The organism is Bradyrhizobium sp. BR 10289 (assembly GCF_019455385.1).
GTDB lineage: Bacteria > Pseudomonadota > Alphaproteobacteria > Rhizobiales > Xanthobacteraceae > Bradyrhizobium.
In genome coordinates this window covers 275,861-295,192 of record NZ_JACOFR010000003.1, presented here as the reverse complement: position 1 = coordinate 295,192, position 19,332 = coordinate 275,861, and the positions used below count along the sequence as shown (strand labels likewise).

Below are 19,332 nucleotides of genomic sequence, written 5' to 3'. Positions count from 1 at the left end.
CGAAGCAATCCAGAATCCCTCCGCGGTGGCAGTCTGGATTTGCTTCGCTGCGCTCGCAATGACGGTGCTCGTAGCAGCTACGACATGAACCGCATCATCTTCTCCAGCCGCGCGATCTTGCCGCCATAGGGCGGATAGAGATCGGCGAGGCGATTGAATTTTGAGCGATAGAACACCGGCTTCAACTTGCTGAAGGTGCGAAAACCCCATTCGCCGTGATAGGCGCCGGTGCCGGATGCGCCGACGCCGCCCATCGGCTGGTTCACTTGCGCAAAATGGAACAGGCAGTCGTTGATGGTGACGCCGCCGGAGATGGTGCGCGACAGCACCTCGTCGCGCGCGCTGCGGTCCTTGCCGAACCAGTAGAGCGCCAGCGGCCGGTCGCGGCCGTTGACGAAGGCGATCGCCTCGTTCGCATCGCGCGTGCCGAGCACAGGAAGCACCGGCCCAAAGATTTCCTCCTGCATCACCGCCATCGCCTCGTTCGCGCCGAGGATCAGCGTCGGCGGGAATTTGCGATGCGCTTTCCAGTTGGGATCGTCAGGCCTGGCCGGTTGCAGAATCCTTGCGCCGTGTCGGGCGGCATCCGCAACGAGCTCCTCCAGCCGCGCGTAATGCCGGTCGGAAATCACGGACGTATAATCCTTGTTGGAAGGATCGGTGCCGAACATGCGCCGCATCTGCGCGCGCACTTTTTCGGCGAAGGCCTGCACCAGGTTCTCCGGCGCCAGCACATAGTCCGGTGCGATGCAGGTCTGCCCGGCATTGAGCAGCTTTCCGTAGGCGATGCGTTCGGCCGCCTCATTGAGATCGGCCGAAGCATCGATGATCGCCGGCGACTTGCCGCCGAGCTCGAGCGTGACAGGCGTCAGATTGCGCCCCGCGGCCTCCGCGACCAGCCGGCCGACCCGGGTCGAGCCGGTGAAGACGAGATGATCGAAGGGGAGGTTCGCAAACGCCTTTGCGACCTCCTCCTCAACGCCGGTGACCAGCACTTCCGTGGCATCGAACCTTTCGGCCACCGTCTCCTTCAGCAGCGCGGAGAAATGCGGCGAGAGCTCGCTCGGCTTGATGATGACGCGGTTGCCGGCGGCCATCGCGCCGATCGCCGGCGCCAGCGTGAGCTGGAGCGGATAATTCCAGGGCGCGATGATGCCGACGACGCCGAGCGGCTGCGGGATCAGCCGGTTTCGCGCGGGCAGGAATTGCAACGCGGTGGCGATGCGCTGCGGCGCCATCCAGCTCTTCAGGTGTTTTGTCGCGTGCCGGATCTCGCCATAGACCATCATCGCCTCGGCGATGGTGGTCTCGACCGCCGAGCGGTGGCCGAAATCGGCCGAGATCGCTTGCCGGAAACGTTCTTCGTTGTCGGCCACCACTGTGCGTAACCGAGCCAGCCGGTCGAGCCGCCCGGCGAGGTCGGGCGCCGCCTCGGCCCGCGACCGCGCGATCATGGCATGGAAGGCGTCTGCGAGGGCGTGACACGCCGCGCTCGCCGGGAATCGGTCCGGGGTCTGGTCCAAAGCGCGGTCCATGCCATCCTCCCAAGATAGGCGTCTGCCCCCGAGTTTTATTGCCGCAAGCTGGCCGTTTGTGGAACTTCTGGCAAGAGTGCGGGAAACCGGCCGGAAATCCGCCCGCAGGGCTGTCATAAAGTCGAAAAAAACGTTCCCGCAGCCCTTTCCAAAGCCACCCCGTGTTGATACATACGCCCCGCACCCGACGGGCTTTGCGCCGGGGTTGCCTTCCAAGGAAGTCTTTGGGACGGACCAAGCAAGCCACGCGCACCGCGTCGGCCAACCGTCCCCGGCACTCCGGCGAAGGCGTGCACAAGTTAACGCGGGGTGGAGCAGCCCGGTAGCTCGTCAGGCTCATAACCTGAAGGTCATAGGTTCAAATCCTATCCCCGCAACCAAATTCGGATTTCACCGGATCCGATGTGAAAATGGCCCGCGAAAGCGGGCCATTTTTGTTCGGGGCGATGGTCGCTGAGCTGAGTTGGACTCTGGTCGCCGGTGAATTGAGTGCACTGTCGCCACGTTGCGAGAGGGGCTGACGCATCGAAGCGTGAGAGCTCGCAATCTCCAGCCTGTAGCGGGCGAATCAAATCTGGTTCGCGCCCCCATCGACGTTAAGCTCGACGCCGTTGACAAAGCTGGCCTCGTCGGAAGCAAGGAACAGTGCGGCTTGCGCCACCTCGCGCGGCGAGCCAACACGACCGAGAGGAACGGTGCCGGAGAGATGGCCGAGGAAGCCGTCCTTGTGATCGGCGGGAACGAGGCCGGTTAGACCAGGCGTTTCGGTTGGGCCAGGGCTCACGACATTCACGCGAATTTTGCGGGCCTTGAGGTCCATCAAAAATGTGCGCGCAAAACTGCGGATGGCCGCCTTGGTCGCGCTATAGACGCTGAAGTTTTCGAGACCTTTGTAACCGGCGCCCGATGACGTCAGAATGATCGAACCACCATCTCTGAGGAGCGGTAGCGCTTTTTGGACGGTGAACAGCGTGCCCTTAACATTGATGTCGAAGATGCTGTCGTAGTGGTCTTCGGTCACAGCTGAAAGCGGGCGGAATTCCGCAATACCCGCGTTCGCGAATACGACATCGAGGTGGCCCGCTTCCCTCTGGATACGGCTGTAAAGCGCGTCGAGATCGGAAAGTCTGGAGATGTCGCAACGGACGGCGACAGCGCCGTGAGCGATCGTTTTGACCGCCGCGTCAAGTTCGGCTTGACGACGCCCGGTGATGAACACCTTTGCACCCTCTTCGGCAAATAGCTTGGCCGACGCGAGCCCGATGCCGGTGCTGCCGCCCGTGACCAGGGCGACTCTGTTTTGGAGCTTATTCATTTCACTACCTTCCATTTGTTGTCGGCCGATCGCGGCCCATCAATTGTCATCCTCATCCGAGCGTGATAATGATGATGACCAACATTGATACGGCCAACAATGATGATCATCATCATTATTGTCAAGGGCTGTCCAACTGGAATTCGTGGGAGTCCTGGCTGTGCGTTTGACCAAGGAAAAAGCTGAGCAAAATCGTGCTGTTATTCTAGAAACAGCGTCCCGGCTGTTTAGAACGCAGGGCATTCAGAACGTCTCTGTTGCCGACATCATGCAGGCGGCAGGCTTTACCCATGGCGGTTTCTACAACCACTTCGCATCAAAGGAAGAGCTTGCCGCCCAGGTCGTCGCCAGTTCTTTCCACAACGCGGCAAAACATCTCTCGGATAAAATCACTATGGGGAGTGAGAAGGGGTTGAAGACCGCAATTTCGGAGTATCTCAGCCCTACGCATCGCGACGCGTGTGCGGGCGGATGTCCGGCGTCCGCTCTCCCCGTTGACGCCGCAAGGAACGGTGAGGACGTTCAGGGGGCTTATGCGGATGGTATCGAGGCTTACATTGATATTTTTTCAGCCCAGATGAACGGCGACAAAAAACAAGCGCGCCAAGAGGCCATCGCCGTGCTCAGCGGTATGGTGGGAGCGATGGTCCTCGCTCGGGCGGTGAGGAAAAGCGAGCCGAAATTATCTGACGAGCTGCTGAGCGCTGCTCGCAAACATTTCGCGAAGTAGACGGCAATGTGCGAGCACGTAACCTGCTACGTTGCTGCTCGAAGGTGCCGCTAGGAAGATTGTCTTCGAGACCCGGGCCTGACGCCTTTCAAGCGAGCACAGGGGGGAACTTCCCCCCAACTCCGCAAGGCTGCGCGCGAGCAAGCAGCCACCGCTTCAACGAACGACGCCGATCGGGCCCATACCTTTCCCTCATTCCATCGGAGGACGACGTGTGCGCTGCGTCACGGATGTCCGCGTCGCGCCCGGCTATCACTCATCCCACGACGACAATCTGCTGCAAAACAAACAAACAGGTGGACCATGACGAAGACGGCGATGATCACGAAGATGGCGGCCGCGATGGTGTTGGCGAGCGTGGCTGCAGGTATCACGAGCAACTCGGCCCAGGCCGGCTGGGGCTCGGAAGGACAGTATGGCAATGCGCCCCAGGGCCGCCCTCAAATCGGTCCCCACTTCGGCGGCTATGGCGGCAACGGCGGTGTGCGCCCTGCCATCCTGGTTCCCGCTCCGCGGCCGATGCCGCCGCAGGTCGCGGTCTATCCGCGCCCCGCACCGCCCCCGGTGTATGTGCCGCCGCAGGTGGTCGTCAGGCCGGTGCCCGTGCCGGTCGTCGTCAACAAGCCGGTGTATGTCCCGACCGCGCCGGTGGTGAAGGAGACGGTCGTCGTCCAGCGGCCCGCGACCGTGGTTGCGAGCACGCCGGCGCCCGTCGTGGCGGCAGCCCCGGCGCCGGTCGTCAACAACAATTGCAACTGCCTCGTGAAGGAATATCCCCAGGCCGGCGTCGTGGTGTTCAGGGATATCTGCACCAAGGAGAGCGCGACCTACAGCAACCTGCCGCAGCAGACCTCGCAGGTCGTGCTGCCGCCGACCCAGTAATCCCCAAAAGGTCGCAAGCGATCACGACGAACGCGGCAACACCTGTTGCCGCGTTCAACTGACTCACCAGCACCCTTGGCCGCTTCTGCAGGCGTCCACCGTCGAGGTGAAAGTGCACTCGCCAGCCTGCAGCGCTCAGGAGCTCGTCAAGTGCACAGCCGTCGTATGCAAAAATGGCCCGCGCTACGCGGGCCATTTTTCTTTTTGACGGTTCGCGCAGCCCTAAAACGCCTTGATCGGTGTCCCAGCCGCCCCGACCAACGTCGACGGCGCTTCGCCGAACACCAGCCCATCCGGCTGAAACTTGATCGTCTTCCCGCCCTCGACGAGCTCGGCAAAATTCCTTGGCGACGCCGAGTGCACGCCATTCTCCAGGAAGTCGTCGGTCTCGTAGCAGGTATCGGGCTTGCCGCCGGAGCCCTCGGCCAGAAACTTCTCGAAATTCTGGCTCGTGATCTTCGCCTTCTTGCGCGCGGACCAGTTGGTGTAGCGGCGATAGAGCTTTGGCAGGATCACCGCGCCCTTGTCGGTCGCGAGCACATCGGTCTCGCCCGCCTTGGGTTCGCGCAAGTCGAAATTGAAGGCCCCGATGGTCTTGGCAAAGCGGATCGCATCGGGCGCGACTGTCGCCACGACGTTGGAGATATCGGCATCCGACCGGCCCTCCGGCCAGAACTGTCGACTTCGATCGTGCCTTCGAGCTCCAGCAGTCCCACGGTCATCGGCCGCTCCTGTTAACGGCGCGGCCCGCGATATAGTGCAACGCGGCCTTCGAGAGGGGCGGGGCGGCGAATGATCGGTCCGTCGTGCAACGTATGCTGTGGCGACGACGGACCATCCTCGATTGGTGCGGAAGCTTCCGCGTTGCTCCCGCTCGGAATCAGGGTCGATACGGACAGACCATCGTCAGGCGAAGCAGCGTCGGCGGCTGGTCCTCGCCGTTGTCGTATTCCCACTCCAGCCGGATTTCGTGCCGGTCGGCATAGGCGTCGCTCGCCGCGTGGGTGATGATGTTCGTCTTCATCGGGATCGGCGGCTCGGAATTAAAGCATTTCCGCACGCAGGCATCGAGCAACGCGCATCGCGTCAGCGGGATCACGCCGGGCTCGTCCTTGGACAGCGGGACCGTGTTCAACTGCGTGGTGAGGTCGACGCGAGCCCGTCCCTTCTCCTTGTGCCAGTACGCCGCGCTCCCGTCCGGCCATTTGTCCGCCGGCGTCAGGATCAGGTGGTACTGGCCGTATTCCAGGGTCGGCAAGTGGATGTCCGGCGACGCCTTGAGGATGTCCACGCTCCTCTTCATGTTCTCCAGAGGGAAATAATTGTCATTCATCAAATCTTTGAATGGCTCTTCGTTGTAAACCCTAGCGCCCATCGTCCTAATCCTCCAAAATCCGGCTGCCAGCCGGGCGTAATATTCGGCTGTCGTGCTGGTCGATCAGAAAAAACACCCACCCAGCCACCGCGTGGCGTAGAATCAAACTACCACCCAGAAGTGTATTCCGTCCATCCGGGGATCGTTCTTCAACGGCGATCTGTCGAGCGTGGTTGGCGCGCCGATTGCTTAGCAACGTCCATTGAGTAATCTTACATTTCGTTGCTAGCGGCCCATTGCTCGAACAGGGGCCGAGCCCCTTTTGAAGGCGCCGGAATGCAGTGCTTCACTTGCCAGTCGACCATCACTCTGGGTGATAGCTGGTGCGCCAAATGCGGGACGCCCGTGAGCCAACGCGTCGATCCCGACAGCGAGCGAAGGTTTGTGACGATCCTTCGCGCAGACGTGGTCGACTCTACCGGTCTTGTTGCCGACCTGGAGCCGGAGGAGGCGGTGTCCCGTCTAGAGCCGGCTTTGGCCGCCATGAGGGGGGCCGTGCGTCAGTTCGGCGGCATCGTCAGCAAGGAGCTGGGCGATGGGTTGGCCGCGGTGTTTGGGGCCCCTATCGCGGACGACAACCATGCGCCGCTGGCCTGTCATGCCGCCATTGAGCTCGTTCGGCGCGTTGGAAGCCTGGGCGATCCCGGGCTTCAAGTCCGGGTCGGCCTCCACTCCGGCCACGTCGTTGCCTATATGGTCGCCAGCGAATTCTCCAAAGTCTACGAGATCGGTGGCGCTGCCCAGCATCTGGCCGCCCGGCTTGAATCCGTTGCTGGCGCAAATCAGATATTCGTATCGGAAGCTTGTCAGAAACTTGCTGATGGGCACGTTCGCTTCGAGTCGATCGGCCGGAAATCTCTGCGTGGCTTCGGTGAGCCGCTGCCGATCTATCGGATCGTAGGCGCGAGCGACCTTTCCAGCTGGCGGGTGCGACGCGCGCGCAGCATCTCCCGGTTCGTCGATCGGACGACCGAGCGAGCGCTGTTGAGGCGCGCGGCGGCGAGTGCAGGGACCAGCCGGCAAACCGTTCTATTGTTGGGCGATGCCGGCATCGGAAAGTCGCGCCTTGCGCATGAGTTTGCCCAAGACCTCAAGGCCGAGGGGTGGCGATTGATCGACGCTGAGTGCAGCCCGAATTTAGAGGGAGCGTCGTTCAGTGCGCTCAAGCGGTTGCTGCTTTCAATTTTGGAGATGGCCGCAAAAGATCCGGGTAGTGCGGGCGATCTGCGAAGGGAATTGCCGACGATTCAACGGTGTGCCATCGATGCGGTGCTGGATCTGTCGATATCCGACCCGCGATGGGACGAACTCGAGCCTCATGCGCGCGGACGCGCCATTTCCGACGCAAGCTGCGCGATCGTCGAGAGCGTGGTACGTGGTCAACGCACCGTGCTGCTCGTTGAGGATTTGCACTGGATTGATCGAGCAAGCGATACAGTTGTGGCCGCCCTTGCGGGGCTGCAGGTGCCAAATCTGCTCGTGCTTCTCACGGCCCGTCCCACTGGCATGCCCGTTTGGATAGCGCGCTGCCACGCGGAAATTGTCGCGATGCGTCCTCTTGACGACGATTCCGGACGGACCATGCTCGCCGATATGCTCGGCCCGTCCGACAATAACGCGGATCTCAAAGACCGGATCATCTCTCATACAGCCAACGTACCCCTGTTCATCGAGGAAGTCTGCCGCAGCCTGAAGGATAGCGGGATGCTTCGCGGTCAATGGGGCGATCTTGCCCTTATACGGCCCGTTGAGGAACTTGGAATCCCTACCAGTATCCAGGGGGTGATTGCCGCGCGCCTGGACCGTGTGTCGAGGAATGAACGACTGGTCTTGCAGATTGCAGCCGCTCTGGGTCCGCGATCGAGCGAAGCCATACTGCGGAAAGTTGCGGTACTGCCGGAGGAAATCTTCGTGGATTGCCTCGCGATGCTGGATCGTGCCGAGTTGCTCGTGAGGATCGATAGCGAGTTGGAGGATGCACTCGCGTTTCGGCACGAGATGGTCCGGCAGGTGACCTATGATTCGATGGTCGAAAAGGTACGTGAGAGCATCCATGCGCGCGTTCTTTCGGCCTTGGAAGGTAGCGAAAGCGCCGCCCACGATCCCGACAAGCTCTGCTATCACGCTACCAGAGCGAAGGATTGGGACAGGGCGTTCACCTACGGCAGAGCCTCGGCCCAGAAATGTCTGGCCCGTTCTGCATTTTGCGACGCGGCCAACTATTTCGAGACCGCGATGAAATCGTTGGACATGATGCCGGCAACCCAATCAAGGGAGGCTCGTGCGGTGGATATTCGCATTGAGGCGCGCTCGGCGTTTATGGCGTCCGGCCAGATTGCCGAATGGTTCGAGCTCGGAAAGGAGGCCGAGCGGCGCGCCAATGCCATTGACGATATAGGGCGAAAGATTGCCGCCATGACTGTCAGGGCGGCTGCGCAGAACTTCTACGGCACCCCGATAGAAGCGGTGGCCATCGGCGAGCAGGTCGTCGATCTCGCGGAGAAGGGAGGCGAGGCAGGTTGGCTCAACGTTGCGCAATATGGTCTGGGACAGGCCTATTTCCTGGCGGGACGCTATCAGGAGGCCGGGCAGGCATTTGCCCATGCCTGTTCTCGTCTGATGAGCCCCAATGCCGAAGCTCCCAGGAGTACGGCCCCCAAGTATGTGCTCCTCCTGTGTTGCATGATGAAGAGCTTCACCCACATCGTCATGGGCGAGCTCGATCGCGCCGCGCAGCTCCAGCAACAGGCCGCTGCGATCGCGGAGGAGACCAATCGACCCTATGACCGCGTCGCCGCGGCCTATAGCGGCGGCTGGCTGAAGCTCGGCCAGGGCGATCCGGCGGCGGCCGCGTCCATTCTCGAAGACGGCTTCGTGCTGGCGCAGAAGCACGGCATCCGGCTGTTCGTGCCGGTGCTGGCCTGCCACCTCGGCATCGCCTATCTGGAGCAGGGGCTGTTCGACCGCGCGCGCGGCATGCTGAGCGAGGCGCGCGAGGAGGCGAAGGCGGTCGGCTATACCTCGGCGGTGCTGCGCTCATCGATCTATCTGGCGCTCGCCACCCACCGCCTCGGCGACGTCCAGGCCGCGCAGAACATGTTGCGCGAGGCGCGCAATACCGCCCGGCAGCAGGGCTTTGCCGGGCTCGAGGCCGAGGCCCTGTTCGGCGAGGCCGTGGTGACGCCGCCGACGGATGCGGCGAACAAGGCCGCGATCATCGTCGCCCTGCGCGCCGCCATCGCAATCGCCTCCGACAGCGGCGCGCGACCGCTCCAGTACAAGGCCGAGGCGATGCTGAACGAGGCGCTCGCGAAGGGCGATCAGCTGACCTGAGCTTGAGTGCGGGAGGCGCGCCGTTGGACTGGTTTCTGCCCGACGGGCCGTTTGAATTTCCTAGGGAAAGCAATAGCTTACAAATGCGGTTCTACTGTGCATGGGGTTGTTTTCGAACTTCGATGGGGAGCTCGTCTCGCCGATCGTGATGACGAAGCCCTTGCACGGCGTCCAAGGTTGGCTACCGTTGTCACTAGCCTGAAGGTCAGGTGACTTTTGATCCACATTTTTTAGCATCCGATTTTTCGGCGCCGCATTGGCGCGACGCCCACCACAAGAGGCGGGGCCATGATCACACGGGACCAGTCAGCGTTGCTCGCACCGGTCGAGCGCGATTTGCGGCTCGATCTGTTTCGCGGCATCGGGTTGTGGATGATTTTCCTCGATCACATCCCGCACGACGTCGTGGCCTGGCTCACCTTGCGCAATTACGGCTTCAGCGACGCCGCGGAGTTCTTCGTCTTCATCTCTGGCTACCTGGTCGGCTGGATCTACGGGCCGATCGTCGCCGGCGGTTGGTTTCTCGCCGCGCTGAAGCGGCTGTGGCGGCGCGCGGGCGAGATGTATGTCGCCCACATCATGCTGTTCCTCCTGTTCACCGCGCAGATCGCCCGCACCGCGCGCCGCTTCGACAATCCGATGTACGAGCACGAGTTCAACGTGTTCAATTTCCTGTCGCATCCGGACGAGCTGATCGGGCAGGCGATCGTCCTGAAGTACAAGCCGGTCAATCTCGACGTGTTGCCGCTCTACATCACGCTGGTGTTGGCCTCGCCGTTCATCGTCTGGTGCCTGGTGCGGCGTCCAAACCTGACGCTGGCGGCGTCCGTGGTGCTCTATATGCTGTCGCGCTGGTTCGACTGGAACATCGCCTCCTATCCGCCCGGCACGACCTGGTACTTCAACCCGTTCTGCTGGCAACTGATGTTCGTGTTCGCGGCCTGGTGCGGCATCGGCCAGATCGCGAAGATCGCGGCATGGGTATGGTCGAAGGCGGTGATGAGCCTGGCGGCCGCCTGGCTGGTCTTCGCGCTCATCATCGTGATGACCTGGCACATTCCCCCGCTCGAGGCCTTGATCCCGAAATGGATGATCAAGCTGATCTACCCGATCGACAAGACGGACCTCGACATGCTGCGCTTCACCCACTTCCTGGCGCTGGCGGTCTGGGTGACCCATTTCGTCTCGCGCAAATGGTGCGCGCTGCATGCGCCCTGGATGCGGCCCGTTATCCTCTGCGGCCAGCATTCACTGCCGATCTTCTGCCTTGGCGTGTTCCTGTCGTTCTCGGCGCATTGGATCCTGACCCAGTACACCAAGGGCGTCTGGGAGCAGCTCGCCGTCTCCGTCGTCGGGATCGTCATCATGATCGGCGCGGCCTGGCTGCTCGGTCGCGTCGAACGGGTGCCGAACCTGTTCGTGAAGGTGACCGAGGTCGAGGAGGCCGATACGGCATTGGACCGCGCGCCGGCAACCGTGCCCGCAAGGCCCTAAGCATGCCAGCCATCACCCGCATGGAGAGGCTCATGTCCAGACGTTTGCTCACGATCGCCGGCGCCCTCCTGCTGCTGGTTTGCACGGCATCAGCGCAGGCGCCGTCACCCGAGGCGATGGCGGCGGCGCGCGAGCTCGTCGTCACCTTGAAGATCGCCGACCAGTACCGCGCGCTGCTGCCGCAGCTGCTGCTCAAGCTCCGGCCGGTGGTCGCGCAGGACAGGCCGGAGATCGAGCGCGACTATGATGTGATGACAGCGCCGGGCGCCGAGATCTATGCCCCATATCTCGCCGCGATGACCGACCAGATCGCGGCGAGGTATGCCCAGAGTTTTACCGTCGATGAGCTGCGTCAGATCAAGTCGTTCTATGCCGGGCCGGCGGGCCGGAAGTATCTCGAGAAGTCCTCCGAGCTGGCGCAGGCCGCTGCGCAAGTCAGCCAGGACGTCGGCCAGCAGGCCGCCGACGAATTGAAGCAGCGCCTGATCGAGTCGCTCAGGCAGAAGGGGCACAAGCTCTAGGCCAGGAACGCGCGGAAACGCCGCAGCGCGATCAGGAAGAAGACGACGCCGATCAGCGTCAGCGCGGCGAGCTGCGGCCAGACCGCCTCGAGGCCCGCGCCGCGGAACAGGATGGCCTGCGCCAGCATCACGAAATGCGTGTTGGGCGCGGCCAGCATGATGTCCTGGACGAATTGCGGCATGCTCTCGCGCGGCGTCATGCTGCCCGACAGGGTCTGCAGCGGCAGAAGGGTCATGATCAGCAGCAGCCCGAATTGCGGCATCGAGCCGGCGACGGTGGCGAGGAAGATGCCCATGCTCGTGGTGGCAAACAGCTGCAGCGCCGCGCCGACGAGGAACAGCGCCACCGATCCGTCGATGGTCACCGCCAGCCATCCCTTGACCACGAACAGGATCGACAGCGCGGATGCGATCAGCACCACCGCACCCATCGACCAGATCTTGCTCACCATGATCTCCAGCGGCGTGACCGGCATCACCAGCAGGTGCTCGATCGTGCCGTGCTCGCGCTCGCGGATCAGCGCCGCGCCGGTCAGGATGATCGAGAGCATGGTGATCGAGGTGATCACGTGGTCGATGGCACCGAACCAGGATTTCTTCAGCTCCGGGTTGAACCGGGCGCGCAGCGCCAGGTCGATCGGCGCGGCCTGCGCATCGCGCGTGCGGGCCAGGAACTCGGAGATCTCCGCGCCGACGATCTGCTCGACATAGCCGCCGCCGTTGAAGGCCTGCGAGATCCGCGTCGCATCGACGTTGAGCTGGATCTCCGGCGACTTCCGCGCCAGCAGGTCGCGCTGGAAGTCCGGCGGGATGTCGAGCGCGAATGTGTCGAGGCCGGCGTCCATCCTGCGGTCCATTTCGTATTGCGAGATCAGGCGCGGCACGGAGAAATAGGGCGCGGTGAACGCCATCCCGATGCGGGTCGAGACCTGAGAATGATCCTCGTCGACGATGGCGATCGCGGCGCGGTTCAAGGTTTCCGGCAGTGCCCTGGCGCCGGCATAGACCGCCAGGGTGAAGGAATAGACGATGAGCACGAGCAGCATCGGGTCCCGGACGAGACCGCGCAGTTCCTTGATGCCGAGCTGAAGCACGTTGTCGATGCGCATGGTCAGCGGGCCTGTTTCTTCAGCAGCATGGCCCCGGATGCCACCAGCACCGGGACCATGATGGCGAGGGCCAGAAGGTCGTTGTGAAGGGTCTCGAAACCGAGGCCCTTGGAGAAGGTGCCGCGCGAGATCGTGACGAAATAGGTGGTGGGATAGAGCTGCCCGATCAGAGCGCCCAGTCCCTGGAGCGATGAGACCGGATCGATCAAGCCGGAATACTGGATGGCCGGGATCAGCGTGATCAGCACGGTGCCGAACAGGGCCGCGATCTGGCTATTCATGAAAGCGGAGATCACTAGGCCCATGCCGGTCGTGGCCGTGACATAGAGCAGCGCGGCCAACGCATAGGTCGGAAAGCTGCCGGTGAAGGGCACGCCGAACACAGTGAGGGCGAAGGCGACCAGCAGGAGGAAGTTTCCGAATGCCAGCACGACATAGGGCAGTTGCGTGCCGAGCAGGAATTCCAACCGCGTCACCGGTGTCACATAGAAATTGACGATCGAGCCGAGCTCCTTCTCACGCACCACCGCGAGCGCGGCGAGCACGGCCGGAATCATGATCAGCAATAGCGGGATAATTCCGGGCGCCATCGCGACGACGCTCCTGACGTCGGGATTGTAGCGGTAGCGCAGTTGGAGCTGGTAGGAGCCGGCGATCGCCGCCTCGCCATAGAGCTCGCGGCCCTTCTGCGCCAGCCAGGTGGCATGGATCGCCTGGGCATAGGAGCGCAACGTCTCGGCGCGGGTCGGATTGGCGCCGTCGACCCAGGCGCCGATCTCGACATGGCGGCCGTGGCTGACGTCGCGACCGAAACCGGGCGGCAGCTCGATGGCGAGACCGATCTCGCCGGCGCGCATGCGGCGATCGAGGTCGGCATAATCGGTGATCGGCGACTTCTGGGTGAAGTAGCGCGATCCCGCGATCTGAAGACTGTAGTCGCGGCTGATGGCGGTGTCGTCGCGGTCGAGCACGGCGAAAGTCAGGTTCTCGACGTCCATGCTGATGCCGTAGCCGAGCACGAACAGCAGCAGCACGCTGCCGAGGATCGCGAGCGTGGCGCGGATCGGATCGCGCTGCAGTTCGAGCGCCTCGCGGCGGGAGTAGGCGAGCATGCGCGTCGGACTGAGTGAGGCGCTCCGCCTGCGCGGGACCGCGGCGGTCCCTGCCGCAGTCGCAGGCGAGACAATCGCAGGCTGGACGGTCGATACTCCGGTGTCGGCGATCGCCTCTTCGAGGTAGGCGATGAAGGCCTGCTCCAGCGTGGCGGCGCCGCGCGCGGCCACGATCGCCGCCGGCGCGTCCGACGTCAGCACCTTGCCTGCATGCATCAGCGAAACGCGGTCGCAGCGCTCGGCTTCGTTCATGAAGTGGGTCGAGACGAAAATGGTGACATTGTCCTTGCGCGAGAGCTCGGCGAGGATCTGCCAGAAGCGGTCGCGGGCCACCGGATCGACGCCGGAGGTCGGCTCGTCGAGGATGAGGATGTCGGGGGCATGGATCATGGCGACCGCGAGCGACAGCCGCTGCCGCAGCCCGAGCGGCAGCGCCTCGGGCATGGAATCGGCGACGCCGGCGAGATCGAACCGAGCGATCATCTCGTCAATGCGCGTGGCAATGGTGTCCGCCGGCAGCTCGAAGAGCCGCGCGTGCAGGTCGAGATTTTGCGTGACTGTGAGCTCCGAATACAGCGAGAAGCCTTGCGACATGTAGCCGATGCGCCGTCGCACCGACATGTCCGCCGCGTCGATCGGCTTGCCGAACAGCCGCGCGGTGCCTTCGCTGACCGGCAACAGGCCGGTGAGCATCTTCATGGTCGTGGTCTTGCCGCAACCGTTCGAACCGAGGAACCCGAAGATCTCGCCCTTCCTGATGCGGAAGCTGACGTCGTTCACGGCGACGAAGTCGTTAAAGCGCCGGGTCAGGTGGTCTGCCTCGATCGCGATCTCGTCGTGCTCCGCGCTGCGCGGCGGAATGACGACACCGGTATGATGGCTGCGATCGGTCTCGGGCAGCAGGCGAATGAAGGCGTCGTCGAGCGTGTCGGCGCCGGTCTGCCGCTTGAGCTCGGCCGGCGTTCCCGTCGCCAGCACGCGGCCGGCGTTCATCGCGATCAGGGCGTCGAACTGCGCGGCTTCTTCCATATAGGCGGTCGAGACGATCACGCTCATGCCCGACCGGGTGTGGCGGATCGAGGTGATCAGCTCCCAGAACTGACGCCGTGAAAGCGGGTCGACGCCGGTGGTCGGCTCGTCCAGGATCAAGAGTTCGGGATCGTGGATCAGGGCGCAGCACAGGCCGACCTTCTGCTTCATGCCGCCGGAGAGATTCGCCGCCGGCCGGTCGGCAAAGGGCGCGAGCCCGGTGTCGCGCAGCAGGCCGGCGATCCGCCTCGTGCGTTCCGCCTTGTCGTGTCCGAACAGGCGGCCGAAGAAGTCGATGTTCTCGAACACCGACAGCGTTGGATACAGATTCTTGCCGAGCCCCTGCGGCATGTAAGCGATATCCGGGCAGACGTTGCGCCGGTGGCGCGCGCTCGCCATGTCGCCGCCGAGCACATGGATGCGGCCTTCCTGGATCGCGCGCGCGCCGGAGATCAGTGCGAGCAGGCTGGATTTGCCGACGCCGTCGGGGCCAATCAGTCCGACCATGCAGCCCGACGGCAAGTCGAGCGTGATGGCATCGAGCGCCCGGGTCTTGCCGTAGCTCAGGCCCACGCCGTCGAGTTGCACGACGCTGCCGGCGGCGGCCGGCGCATCGGCTGTGGCCGCCGTGCTCATCGGGTCAGCTTGATCTTGAGATTGTCGGGCCATTGTGCGGCAGGATCGAGCTGCACATAGGCCATTCCAGGCAGACCGGTCTTCACATGCTCGATGTGCTGGCGCAGCAGCTCGGGCGCGATATGGGCCTTGATCCGGAACATCAGCTTCTGGCGCTCCTCCTCGGTCTCCACAGTCTTGGGCGTGAACTGCGCGACGTCGGCGACGAAAGTGGCCTTGGCGGGAATTACATATTGCGGGATGGCGTCGAGCACGAGGCGGACCTCGGAGCCCATCGCGACGCGTCCGGCATCCGCCGTCGGCAGGAAGAACGTCATGTAGACGTCGCCGAGATCAACCATGTTGAGGACGCGGCCTCCGGCGGCGAGCACCTCTCCCGGCTGCGACACGCGATATTGCACGCGGCCTTCGCGCGGCGCCTTCAGCACGCTGTCGTTGAGATCGGCGTTGATGCTCTCGATCGCGGCCCTGACGGCGTCGACCGCAGCCCCGGCGTCGATCACCATGGCGCGGGCGGAACTGATCGCGGCCTCCGATGCCGCGACCTGCGCTTTCGAAGCGGCAAGCGCCGCTTTCGCCGTGGCGTTGGCGGAGCGGTCGTCGTCCAGTACCTGCTGCGACACCGCGCTCGTCCTGATCAACTGCTCGGAGCGATCGAGCTTGCGGCTCGTCGTATCGAGCTGGGCGAGCCGCTGGTCGACCACGGCCTCGGCGGCCGTGCGCTCAGCCTCGCGCTGGTTCACCAGGCTCTTCGCGGTATCGACATTGATCGACGCGCGCTGCAGCTGTGCTTCGGCTTGGCGGTGCTGGGCCTGCAATTGCTCGGTGTCCATGCGCGCCAGAATCTGGCCTGCGCGCACGAAGTCGCCTTCGTTGACCAGGATCTCGCGGATCCGGCCCGGCGTCTTGGTGGCGATGTCGATCTCGACCGCCTCGATGCGGCCGTTGCCGCGGGCGAAGCCCGCCGGCAGCGGATTGGAATCGCGATGAGTCCAGTAGTAATAGCCGCCGCCCGCAAGCAAAATGACGATCGCGCCGATGACGCGACCCGGAGAGAGATTCATCTGTTCATTACGCCGTGCAGCGGCGCCCGCATGTTGAGACACGAACGCCCGGCCGCTCTTTGCACGGACGGGCAGGCTCAACATTGCCGCGATTTTTGCATCGCAACTTGATACAGATCAGATCGCGGCGCGAGGCTTCGCTGCCCAATTGCGAGGCATCGCGTCGCTTTTTCTCCGTTGGCGGCCGGGACGGGCCTCACTTCACCAGCGGGCAGCCACCATCCTTGAGCGGGCGGAACGCCTGGTCGGCCGGCACTTCGGCGAGCAGCTTGTAATAGTCCCACGGGCCCTTGGACTCCTCGGGCTTCTTCACCTGGAACAGGAACATGCTGTGCACCATGCGGCCGTCCTCGCGTAAGGTCCCGTTGTCTGTGAAGGCATCCTTCACCGGCATCTCGCGCATCTTGGCCATGACTGTCTTGGTGTCCTTGGTGCCGGCGGCCTGCACGGCCTTGAGATAGTGCAGCGTCGCGCTGTAGGTCGCGGCCTGGTTCATCGTCGGCATCCGCTTGATACGCTCCTGAAAACGCTTGCCGAAGGCGCGGGTCCTGTCGTTGAGGTCCCAATAATAGGCCTCGGTGATGATCAGGCCCTGCGCGAGCTTCAGCCCCAGGCTATGCACGTCGGAGATGAACATCACGATGGCCGCGAGGTTCTGGCCGCCGGCGACGATGCCGAACTCGCCGGCCTGCTTGATGGCGTTGATGGTGTCGCCGCCGCCATTGGCGAGGCCGATGATCTTGGCCTTGGAGGCCTGCGCCTGCAGCAGGAAGGACGAGAAGTCCGCCGTGTTGAGCGGATGCTTGACGCTGCCCAGCACCTTGCCGCCGGCCGCCTTCACCACGTCGCCGGTGTCGCGTTCGATCGAATGGCCGAACACATAATCCGCGGTGAGGAAAAACCAGCTGTCACCGCCGTTCTTGACGATGGCGCTGCCGACGGTGTGGGCGTTGGAATAGGTGTCATAAGTCCAGTGCGCGGTGTAGGGCGAGCAGGACTTTCCGGTGATGTCGGAGCTCGCCGCGTCGGTGACGATCATCACCTTCTCGTACTGCTTCGACAGCTCCATCACCGCAAGCGCCGTTGCCGAGGTCGGCAGGTCGATGATCATGTCGACGCCTTCGCTCTCCCACCATTTGCGGGCGATGGTGGAGGCGACGTCGGGCTTGTTGAGCACATCGGCCGAGACCATGTCGATCGGCTTGCCGAACATCTGCCCGCCAAAATCCTCGATCGCCATCTTGGTGGCTTCGACATTCCCCTGGCCACCGATGTCGGAATAGACCGAGGAGAAATCGGAGAGCACGCCGATTTTGAGCGGGGTTTGCTGGGCGGATGATGGATGGATGAAAAACGCAGACAGCAGCCCGGCCGCCAAGGCGGCGTGCGCGATCCGAGACATGACACTTCCCCCGGTTTTTATAGTTGGTGCACCGGCCCAGATTTGCCCCGGCGAAGTGGCAATTCTTGCGTCATGACGCCGGCGCGCCGTCGATTTGACGCGGCCGGCAGCGCCGACTACGGTTTGCGAAAATTGCAAATCCCGGGGGGAATGGAAATGTCGAGCGACATCGCAGCAACCATCTCGAAAGCGCGCGAGCATTCCATCGGCGATCTCTTGCGCCGCTCGGCAGGCCGTGAGCCGAACAAGCTTGCGGTGAGCTGTGGCGACGTGAGCTGGACCTTTGCCGAGATGGATGCGATCTGCAACCGGCTCGGCCGCGGCCTGCTGGGCCTCGGGGTGAAGAAGGGCGACCGCCTTGCGGTGCTCTCGCGCAATTCGCACGCGTTTGCCGCGCTGCGTTTCGCGGTTGCGCGGATCGGCGCCGTGCTGGTGCCGATCAACTTCATGCTCAATCCGGATGAGATCCATTTCATCCTCAAGAGCTCCGGCGCAAAGCTGCTGGCGACCGGACCCGACTTCGTCGAGCCTGCGAAGGCCGCGAGCGCCAGGGATTGCGCGGTCGAGAAGATGATCTGGCTGCCGGGCGAGGATCGCGCCCCCGGGCCTGCGGGCCTCACCACCTTCGACGATCTCCTTGATGCCTACGGCTCGTTCCTGGAGGCGTCCGTCGACAGCCGCGATCTCGCGCAGATCGTCTACACCAGCGGCACGGAATCCCTGCCCAAGGGCGCGATGCTGACCCATGAAGCCGTGATGTGGCAATATGTCAGTTGCATCATCGACGGCGGCATGAGCATGGACGACAAGTTCTTGCACGCGCTGCCGCTCTATCACTGTGCGCAGCTCGATGTGTTCCTCGGCCCGCAAATCTATCTCGGTGCCTCCGGCGTGATCACGGGCAAGCCTACCGCCGACAACATCCTGGCCCTGATCCAGGCGCACAAGATCACATCCTTCTTCGCGCCGCCGACGATCTGGATTGCGATGCTGCGCTCGCCGAATTTCGACAAGACCGATCTGTCGACGCTCCAGAAGGGCTATTACGGCGCCTCCATCATGCCGGTGGAAGTCCTGCTCGAGCTCCAGCGCCGGTTGCCCAATGTCAAGTTCTGGAACTTCTACGGCCAGACCGAGATCGCGCCACTGGCGACCGTGCTGCGGCCGGAGGATCAGCTGCGCAAGGCCGGCTCGGCCGGCAAACCCGTGCTGAATGTCGAGACGCGCGTGGTCAACACCGCGATGGAGGACGTGAAGGTCGGCGAGGTCGGCGAGATCGTGCACCGCTCGCCGCATCTGCTCTCCGGCTATTACAACGATCCCGTCAAGACCGCGGCGGCGTTCACCGGCGGCTGGTTTCACTCCGGTGATCTCGCCACCGTCGATGACGAGGGTCACATCACCGTGGTCGATCGCGTCAAGGACATGATCAAGACCGGCGGCGAGAATGTCGCCAGCCGCGAGGTCGAGGAGATGGTCTACCGCATCCCCGCGGTCTCCGAGGTTGCGGTCGTCGGCCTGCCTGATCCGCGCTGGATCGAGGCGGTGACCGCGATCGTGGTGGTCAAGACCGGCGAGACGCTCGACGAGGAGGCTGTGGTGAAACACTGTGCCGGCCAGATGGCGCATTTCAAGGTGCCCAAGCGCGTCATCTTCGTCGACAGCCTGCCGAAGAACCCGAGCGGCAAGCTGCTCAAGCGCGAGCTGCGCCAGCGCTTCGTCGGCGGCGAGACGCTCGACAAGGCGGTGCAGAAGAGTTTTGGCACCTGAGCTCCTCGGCCTCTCGTCATTCCGA

14 protein-coding genes and 1 tRNA gene are annotated in these 19,332 nt (G+C 63.3%); 7 read left to right on the top strand and 8 right to left on the bottom strand.

Features of this window, described 5'->3' with window-relative positions; translation table 11 throughout:
- Positions 1 to 77: 77 nt before the first annotated feature.
- Positions 78 to 1,535: a coniferyl aldehyde dehydrogenase gene (locus tag HYH08_RS07990; RefSeq protein ID WP_220009216.1), complete on the bottom strand. Its 1,458-nt coding sequence runs from the start codon at positions 1,533 to 1,535 to the stop codon at positions 78 to 80.
- Positions 1,536 to 1,838: 303 nt separating this feature from the next.
- On the opposite strand from HYH08_RS07990, the gene HYH08_RS07985 reads away from it, so the two are divergent.
- A tRNA-Met gene (locus HYH08_RS07985) sits at positions 1,839 to 1,915 on the top strand.
- A gap of 188 nt (positions 1,916 to 2,103) precedes the next feature.
- On the opposite strand, the gene HYH08_RS07980 is transcribed toward HYH08_RS07985, so the two are convergent.
- Positions 2,104 to 2,850, bottom strand: a complete 747-nt coding sequence (locus HYH08_RS07980; protein WP_220009215.1) for an SDR family NAD(P)-dependent oxidoreductase — start codon at positions 2,848 to 2,850, stop codon at positions 2,104 to 2,106.
- A 160-nt stretch (positions 2,851 to 3,010) separates the two neighbouring features.
- Between HYH08_RS07980 and HYH08_RS07975 the strand changes: the two genes are divergently transcribed.
- A complete protein-coding gene (locus HYH08_RS07975) occupies positions 3,011 to 3,580 on the top strand; it encodes a TetR/AcrR family transcriptional regulator (RefSeq protein WP_220009214.1) in 570 nt (189 codons plus the stop codon).
- A 303-nt stretch (positions 3,581 to 3,883) separates the two neighbouring features.
- The gene (locus HYH08_RS07970; protein WP_220009213.1) at positions 3,884 to 4,462 is read left to right on the top strand and encodes a hypothetical protein; all 579 of its coding nucleotides are present in this window, start codon (positions 3,884 to 3,886) and stop codon (positions 4,460 to 4,462) included.
- A 222-nt stretch (positions 4,463 to 4,684) separates the two neighbouring features.
- On the opposite strand, the gene HYH08_RS07965 is transcribed toward HYH08_RS07970, so the two are convergent.
- Both HYH08_RS07965 and HYH08_RS07960 read right to left on the bottom strand, forming a co-directional pair.
- On the bottom strand, positions 4,685 to 5,095 hold the full coding sequence (locus HYH08_RS07965; protein WP_228747627.1) for a hypothetical protein: 411 nt from the start codon (positions 5,093 to 5,095) through the stop codon (positions 4,685 to 4,687).
- 247 nt (positions 5,096 to 5,342) lie between these two features.
- Complete coding sequence (locus tag HYH08_RS07960; RefSeq protein ID WP_220009212.1) at positions 5,343 to 5,837, bottom strand: hypothetical protein; 495 nt, start codon at positions 5,835 to 5,837, stop codon at positions 5,343 to 5,345.
- 276 nt (positions 5,838 to 6,113) lie between these two features.
- On the opposite strand from HYH08_RS07960, the gene HYH08_RS07955 reads away from it, so the two are divergent.
- The 3 genes from HYH08_RS07955 to HYH08_RS07945 all read left to right on the top strand — a co-directional run bounded on the left by HYH08_RS07955 (position 6,114) and on the right by HYH08_RS07945 (position 11,185).
- Positions 6,114 to 9,170: an ATP-binding protein gene (locus tag HYH08_RS07955; protein ID WP_220009211.1), complete on the top strand. Its 3,057-nt coding sequence runs from the start codon at positions 6,114 to 6,116 to the stop codon at positions 9,168 to 9,170.
- Between the two features lie 288 nt (positions 9,171 to 9,458).
- Entirely contained in the window at positions 9,459 to 10,664 is a 1,206-nt protein-coding gene (locus HYH08_RS07950) for an OpgC domain-containing protein (protein ID WP_220009210.1), read from the top strand.
- Between the two features lie 32 nt (positions 10,665 to 10,696).
- Positions 10,697 to 11,185: a DUF2059 domain-containing protein gene (locus HYH08_RS07945; RefSeq protein ID WP_220009209.1), complete on the top strand. Its 489-nt coding sequence runs from the start codon at positions 10,697 to 10,699 to the stop codon at positions 11,183 to 11,185.
- Here HYH08_RS07945 and HYH08_RS07940 read toward each other — a convergent pair.
- From HYH08_RS07940 to HYH08_RS07925, 4 genes are all read right to left on the bottom strand, one after another.
- Entirely contained in the window at positions 11,182 to 12,294 is a 1,113-nt protein-coding gene (locus HYH08_RS07940; protein ID WP_220009208.1) for an ABC transporter permease, read from the bottom strand. The genes HYH08_RS07945 and HYH08_RS07940 overlap by 4 nt on opposite strands.
- 2 nt (positions 12,295 to 12,296) lie before the next feature.
- Entirely contained in the window at positions 12,297 to 15,071 is a 2,775-nt protein-coding gene (rbbA, locus tag HYH08_RS07935) for a ribosome-associated ATPase/putative transporter RbbA (protein ID WP_220009207.1), read from the bottom strand.
- Positions 15,068 to 16,135 carry an HlyD family secretion protein gene (locus HYH08_RS07930; protein ID WP_220009206.1) on the bottom strand — a complete coding sequence of 356 codons (1,068 nt, stop codon included), beginning with the start codon at positions 16,133 to 16,135 and terminating at the stop codon, positions 15,068 to 15,070. The genes rbbA and HYH08_RS07930 overlap by 4 nt, the downstream gene beginning before the upstream one ends.
- A gap of 196 nt (positions 16,136 to 16,331) precedes the next feature.
- Positions 16,332 to 17,537 (bottom strand): ABC transporter substrate-binding protein, encoded by a 1,206-nt coding sequence (locus tag HYH08_RS07925; protein WP_220009205.1) that lies wholly within the window; start codon positions 17,535 to 17,537, stop codon positions 16,332 to 16,334.
- Between the two features lie 156 nt (positions 17,538 to 17,693).
- Here HYH08_RS07925 and HYH08_RS07920 point away from each other — a divergent pair, with 156 nt between their 5' ends.
- Positions 17,694 to 19,307 (top strand): acyl-CoA synthetase, encoded by a 1,614-nt coding sequence (locus tag HYH08_RS07920; RefSeq protein ID WP_220009204.1) that lies wholly within the window; start codon positions 17,694 to 17,696, stop codon positions 19,305 to 19,307.
- Positions 19,308 to 19,332 lie beyond the last annotated feature (25 nt).

What these genes read in the sequence shown, in the direction of transcription:
- HYH08_RS07990 (WP_220009216.1), bottom strand. Translation starts at nt 1,535, where the DNA reads ATGGACCGCGCTTTGGACCAGACCCCGGACCGATTCCCGGCGAGCGCG.
- HYH08_RS07980 (WP_220009215.1), bottom strand. Translation starts at nt 2,850, where the DNA reads ATGAATAAGCTCCAAAACAGAGTCGCCCTGGTCACGGGCGGCAGCACC.
- HYH08_RS07970 (WP_220009213.1), top strand. Translation starts at nt 3,884, where the DNA reads ATGACGAAGACGGCGATGATCACGAAGATGGCGGCCGCGATGGTGTTG.
- HYH08_RS07960 (WP_220009212.1), bottom strand. Translation starts at nt 5,837, where the DNA reads ATGGGCGCTAGGGTTTACAACGAAGAGCCATTCAAAGATTTGATGAAT.
- HYH08_RS07955 (WP_220009211.1), top strand. Translation starts at nt 6,114, where the DNA reads ATGCAGTGCTTCACTTGCCAGTCGACCATCACTCTGGGTGATAGCTGG.
- HYH08_RS07950 (WP_220009210.1), top strand. Translation starts at nt 9,459, where the DNA reads ATGATCACACGGGACCAGTCAGCGTTGCTCGCACCGGTCGAGCGCGAT.
- HYH08_RS07945 (WP_220009209.1), top strand. Translation starts at nt 10,697, where the DNA reads ATGTCCAGACGTTTGCTCACGATCGCCGGCGCCCTCCTGCTGCTGGTT.
- HYH08_RS07940 (WP_220009208.1), bottom strand. Translation starts at nt 12,294, where the DNA reads ATGCGCATCGACAACGTGCTTCAGCTCGGCATCAAGGAACTGCGCGGT.
- rbbA (WP_220009207.1), bottom strand. Translation starts at nt 15,071, where the DNA reads ATGAGCACGGCGGCCACAGCCGATGCGCCGGCCGCCGCCGGCAGCGTC.
- HYH08_RS07930 (WP_220009206.1), bottom strand. Translation starts at nt 16,135, where the DNA reads ATGAATCTCTCTCCGGGTCGCGTCATCGGCGCGATCGTCATTTTGCTT.
- HYH08_RS07925 (WP_220009205.1), bottom strand. Translation starts at nt 17,537, where the DNA reads ATGTCTCGGATCGCGCACGCCGCCTTGGCGGCCGGGCTGCTGTCTGCG.
- HYH08_RS07920 (WP_220009204.1), top strand. Translation starts at nt 17,694, where the DNA reads ATGTCGAGCGACATCGCAGCAACCATCTCGAAAGCGCGCGAGCATTCC.